Source organism: Pseudonocardia xinjiangensis, from assembly GCF_012911925.1.
GTDB lineage: Bacteria > Actinomycetota > Actinomycetes > Mycobacteriales > Pseudonocardiaceae > Pseudonocardia > Pseudonocardia xinjiangensis.
This window is the reverse complement of sequence record NZ_JAAXKY010000257.1, coordinates 1-4,883: the sequence shown is the minus strand read 5'-3', so window position 1 is coordinate 4,883 and position 4,883 is coordinate 1. Positions and strand designations below refer to the sequence as shown.

At 71.3% G+C, this 4,883-nt stretch carries 5 protein-coding genes; 4 read left to right on the top strand and 1 reads right to left on the bottom strand.

Annotated features, from left to right (window positions below; all coding sequences use genetic code 11):
• Positions 1-235 precede the first annotated feature (235 nt).
• The 4 genes from HF577_RS36475 (at position 236) to HF577_RS36460 (ending at position 4,216) form a co-directional block, all read left to right on the top strand.
• Positions 236-1,102 carry a tRNA (adenine-N1)-methyltransferase gene (locus HF577_RS36475; RefSeq protein ID WP_169400562.1) on the top strand — a complete coding sequence of 289 codons (867 nt, stop codon included), beginning with the start codon at positions 236-238 and terminating at the stop codon, positions 1,100-1,102.
• Positions 1,103-1,262: 160 nt separating this feature from the next.
• Positions 1,263-3,077 carry a proteasome ATPase gene (gene arc, locus HF577_RS36470; protein WP_169400560.1) on the top strand — a complete coding sequence of 605 codons (1,815 nt, stop codon included), beginning with the start codon at positions 1,263-1,265 and terminating at the stop codon, positions 3,075-3,077.
• Positions 3,078-3,182: 105 nt separating this feature from the next.
• Positions 3,183-3,575 carry a YchJ family protein gene (locus HF577_RS36465; protein WP_169400559.1) on the top strand — a complete coding sequence of 131 codons (393 nt, stop codon included), beginning with the start codon at positions 3,183-3,185 and terminating at the stop codon, positions 3,573-3,575.
• 242 nt (positions 3,576-3,817) lie between these two features.
• Positions 3,818-4,216, top strand: a complete 399-nt coding sequence (locus HF577_RS36460; RefSeq protein WP_211175398.1) for a VOC family protein — start codon at positions 3,818-3,820, stop codon at positions 4,214-4,216.
• Here the strand turns inward: HF577_RS36460 and HF577_RS36455 are convergent.
• Positions 4,156-4,883, bottom strand: a 728-nt coding sequence (locus HF577_RS36455) for a helix-turn-helix domain-containing protein (protein ID WP_169400558.1), incomplete at its 5' end; no start/stop codon positions are given. The two genes, HF577_RS36460 and HF577_RS36455, sit on opposite strands and share 61 nt — an antisense overlap.

Genomic DNA, 4,883 nt, shown 5'->3' with positions numbered 1-4,883 from the left:
TGCCGAGCCCGTGGCTCTCGCCGGAAGTGTCCGTCACGCTCCGGAGCGTAGGGGACCGCCCTGACACTTCCGGGCGAGCCGTCCCCGCAGCCGCGGGGCGCTGCGCGGGCCGCACACATCCGGTGGCCACCGTGCGTATGTCCGGCGATGTGCGTGGTGGCCGGACGGTGCGCGGCGCCGGGCGCTGCGCCATCCGGAAAGCGCACCCTTTAGCGTCTTGCCCGTGTCCCAACCGCTGCCGCCGCTCGCTGATGCGCCCCCCGCTGTCACCCCGCGGGGCGGTCCCTTCCGTCCCGGCGACCGCGTGCAGCTGACCGACCCGAAGGGCCGTCACTACACCCTCACCCTGGAGACCGGGGGCCAGTACCACACCCACCGCGGCGGTCTCGCCCACGACGACCTGATCGGCAAGCCGGAGGGCAGCGTCGTCATCTCCGCGGTCGGCACGCCCTATCTCGCGCTGCGGCCCCGGCTGGCCGACTACGTGCTCTCGATGCCGCGTGGCGCGCAGGTCATCTACCCGAAGGACGCCGCGCAGATCCTGATGTGGGGCGACATCTTCCCGGGCGCGCGGGTGCTGGAGGCCGGGGCCGGCTCCGGGGCGCTCACGTGCTCGCTGCTGCAGGCCGTCGGACCACAGGGACGGGTGACCTCCTACGAGATCCGGGCGGACCACGCCGAACACGCTGAACGGAACGTTCGGCTTTTCTTCGGTGATTCGCCACCCAACTGGTCCTTGAAGGTCGCTGATCTTCATACTCACGACGGCGACGCCGAACCGGTCGATCGTGCCATTCTGGACATGTTGGCGCCATGGGAACAGCTGGAAACGGTGGCGAAAGCCCTGATTCCGGGCGGGGTCCTGGTGGGCTACGTGGCCACCACGACACAGCTGTCCAGACTCGTGGAAGACCTGCGCGAGCAGCAGTGCTGGACGGAGCCTCAGGCATGGGAATGCCTGGTCAGGCCGTGGCACGTGGTGGGTCTCGCGGTCCGGCCCGACCATCGCATGCAAGGTCACACAGCGTTCCTGGTGACGGCCCGGCGGCTGGCCGAAGGGGTGGTTCCGCCGCGCCCGCAGCGCAGACCGACGAGCCGGTGAGGCCGACCGGAGCAGTCGCGCTCCGGTGCCCATCACGGAACAGGAGGAAGCCCCACCGTCAAGGTGCCGTCCGGTTGAGGGGTGGATCACCGGTTCGTCGCAGGACCACAACGCTCGTTCGCAGGTACCGTATGGAAACGGAACACGGAGGGAGGTTGCCGTGAACCCCTACGACGGTCCCGGCAGTCGTGACCCAGGCGGCAGCGGGGAGCTCAGCCCCGCGGAAGCTCGGGCGCAGATCCGCTTTCTCGAGGAGGAAGTGGCTCTGCTGCGCCGCAAGCTCACCGAGTCCCCGCGTCATGCGCGGGTGCTCGAGCAGCGGCTCGCCGAGTCGGCCAGCAGGCTCGCGCAGCTGTCCGCACGCAACGAGAAGCTCACCGAAACCCTGAAGGAAGCGCGCGGGCAGCTCGTCGCCCTGCGCGAGGAGGTCGACCGCCTCGCGCAGCCGCCGAGCGGCTACGGCGTCTTCCTGGCCCGGTTCCCGGACGAGACGGTCGACGTCTTCACCTCCGGGCGCCGGATGCGTGTCGCTGTGTCTCCCGCGGTCTCCACCGCGGACCTGAGCAGCGGGCAGACCGTCCGCCTCAACGAGGCGCTCACCGTCGTCGAGGCAGGCGACTACGAGCGCATCGGTGAGGTGTGCGCCCTGCGCGAGGTGCTCTCCGAACCCTCGGAGGACGGGCTCGCCGGTCGTGCCCTCGTCGTCGGCCACGCCGACGAGGAGCGGGTCGTCTGGTTGGCGGCCCCGTTGATCGTGGGCGCCGACAACCCGGATGCCGTGCCGCTGAAGCCCGGCGACTCGCTGCTCGTCGACACCAAGGCCGGCTACGCCTACGAGCGGGTGCCCAAGGCCGAGGTGGAGGACCTCGTGCTGGAGGAGGTGCCCGACGTCGACTATTCCGACATCGGTGGCCTGTTCCGGCAGATCGAGCAGATCCGCGACGCGGTGGAGCTGCCGTTCCTGCACGCCGAGCTGTTCAAGGAGTACGAGCTGCGGCCGCCGAAGGGCGTGCTGCTCTACGGCCCTCCCGGCTGCGGCAAGACGCTCATCGCCAAGGCGGTGGCCAACTCGCTGGCCAAGAAGGTGGCCGCCGTCCGCGGCGACAACCCCGAGGACGGCCGCGCGTTCTTCCTCAACATCAAGGGCCCGGAGCTGCTCAACAAGTTCGTCGGCGAGACCGAGCGGCACATCCGGCTGATCTTCCAGCGGGCCAGGGAGAAGGCCTCGGCCGGCACCCCGGTCATCGTGTTCTTCGACGAGATGGACTCGATCTTCCGCACCCGTGGCTCGGGCGTGTCCTCCGACGTGGAGACCACGATCGTGCCGCAGCTGCTCGCGGAGATCGACGGCGTCGAGGGCCTGGAGAACGTCATCGTCATCGGCGCCTCCAACCGTGAGGACATGATCGACCCGGCGATCCTGCGTCCCGGCAGGCTCGACGTGAAGATCAAGATCGAGCGGCCCGACGCCGAGGCGGCGCAGGACATCTTCTCGAAGTACCTCACCGAGACGCTGCCGATCCACACCGATGACATCGCCGAGTTCGCGGGCAACCGCAAGGCCTGCGTCGACGCGATGATCCAGCGGGTGGTCGAGCGGATGTACGACGAGACCGAGGAGAACCGGTTCCTGGAGGTCACCTACGCCAACGGTGACAAGGAGACCTTGTACTTCAAGGACTTCAACTCCGGCGCCATGATCCAGAACATCGTCGACCGGTCCAAGAAGTCGGCGATCAAGTCGGTGCTCGAGACCGGCCAGCCCGGTCTGCGCGTGCAGCACCTGCTGGACGCGATCGTCGACGAGTTCGCCGAGAACGAGGACCTGCCCAACACCACCAACCCCGACGACTGGGCGCGCATCTCCGGCAAGAAGGGGGAGCGGATCGTCTACATCCGCACCCTCGTCACCGGCAAGAACGCCGAGACGGGCCGCGCGATCGACACCGCGTCGAACACCGGCCAGTACCTGTAAGCCCACGCACTGCGCCTGCGGCCCGGTCCCCCGAGGGGGACCGGGCCGCAGCGGTTCCGGGGGCCTGGAGGAGCTGTGGAGCCGTAGTGCTGTAGAGACGGACGGATGACAGCAGTACGGCTCCGCAACGCTCGGACGTGCCCGTGTGGGCTCCCGCAGCCCTATGACGCCTGTTGCGGGCGGTTCCACCGGGGCTCGGCCGCGCCCACCGCCGAGTTGCTGATGCGTTCCCGGTACGCGGCCTTCGCCGTCGGCGACGAGGCGTACCTCCTGGAGACCTGGCACCCCAGCACCCGCCCCCGCCACCGCGGCCTCGACCCCGAGGACCGCTGGACCGGCTTGGAGGTACTGGGAGGCAGCGGCGGTGGTCTGCTGGAGTCGACGGGCACGGTGGAGTTCCGCGCCCACCGCACCAACCGCGGCCGCTCCGACGTGGTGCACGAGAACAGCCGGTTCGTGCGTGAGGACGGCCGCTGGAGCTACGTGGGCCCCGCCTGACCCGGCGCCACGCCCGCGAGTCGCCCGGATCTGGTGCGCGAGTCGCCCGGTCCGCGCTGGGACGCACCCGGGCCTCGGACGCCCCATCCCGCGCCGGCAGATCCCGACGGCAGCGACGTGGACACATGTCGCGGTTCGCGGGCGCTTCCGGACCGCGTCATGTGTCCACGTGACGGGGCTTTCCGCGCCGGCGTCCGATTCGTTCACGACTCCGGGCGCGGCCGCGCTCTACGGTGCCCGCCATGACGATCGAAGCACGGCTGGACGTGGTGGGGCTGGTGGTGGCCGACATGGCCGAGGCGCTGAAGTTCTACCGGGCGCTGGGCCTGTCGATACCCGCCGAGGCCGACACCCAGCCGCACGTGGAGGTGGCGCTGGCCGGTGGGCTGCGCCTGGCGTTCGACACCGAGGAGACGATCCGCTCGTTCCACCCGGACTGGAAACCGACTCCCGGCGCGGGCCGGGTGGGGCTTGCGTTCGCCGTGGCGGACGCCGCCGCGGTGGACGCCGCCTACGCCGAGCTCACCGGTGCGGGCTACCGGGGTGAGCTGGCGCCGTTCGACGCGTTCTGGGGCCAGCGCTACGCCGTGGTGCACGACCCGGACGGCAACGGGGTGGACCTGTTCGCCCCGGCGAGCTGACGGGGAGCCACACCCGCGAGCAGCCGCACCTCCCGGGAGAGGTGCGGCTGGTCGGCGTATCCGGCGCGGGCCGCGGCCTCCGCGAGCGGCACGCCCGCATAGAGCAGGTCGGCCGCTCGCCGGAAGCGCAGGACGCGACGCAGCACGGCAGGCCCGTACCCGAACGCGGCGAGGCAGCGGCGGTGCAGTGAACGGTCGGTCCAGCCCAGCCGCTGGGCGGTGTCGCCGGCGGATGCGCCGGTGCCGAGGTGTGCGGCGACGGCCCGCAGCCCCGGTTCGGCCTGGGGGCCGGGCAGGGCGGTGGCGACGTCGCCGAGGACGGTCAGGATCGCGACGGGGGTGGCGTCCGGCTCCAGCCGTGCCGTGGCGCGGCGGGCGAGGGCCGGGTGCAGCTCCGCCAGCGGGACGCGCTGGTTGCGCACGGCGGACGCCGGGACGCCGAGCAGCGCGGGCAGCATGCCGGGTGCGAAGCGCAACCCGGCGCTGGCCGTGCCGGGTGACCGCCGTACCGGGTGGGGCGCGGTGTCTGGGCCGGCGACGACGAGCTCACCGCCGGTCCAGACCAGGTCCATGCAGCCGTCGGGCAGCACGTCCTGCACCTGGGCCGGGACGTCGGCGGCGATCCGGGCGCTCCAGCCGCACTCGACCTGCCCGCGCAGGGCGGGAG

Coding starts and splice junctions, on each gene's coding strand:
- HF577_RS36460 (WP_211175398.1), top strand. CDS start 3,818: ATGACGATCGAAGCACGGCTGGACGTGGTGGGGCTGGTGGTGGCCGAC.
- HF577_RS36465 (WP_169400559.1), top strand. CDS start 3,183: ATGACAGCAGTACGGCTCCGCAACGCTCGGACGTGCCCGTGTGGGCTC.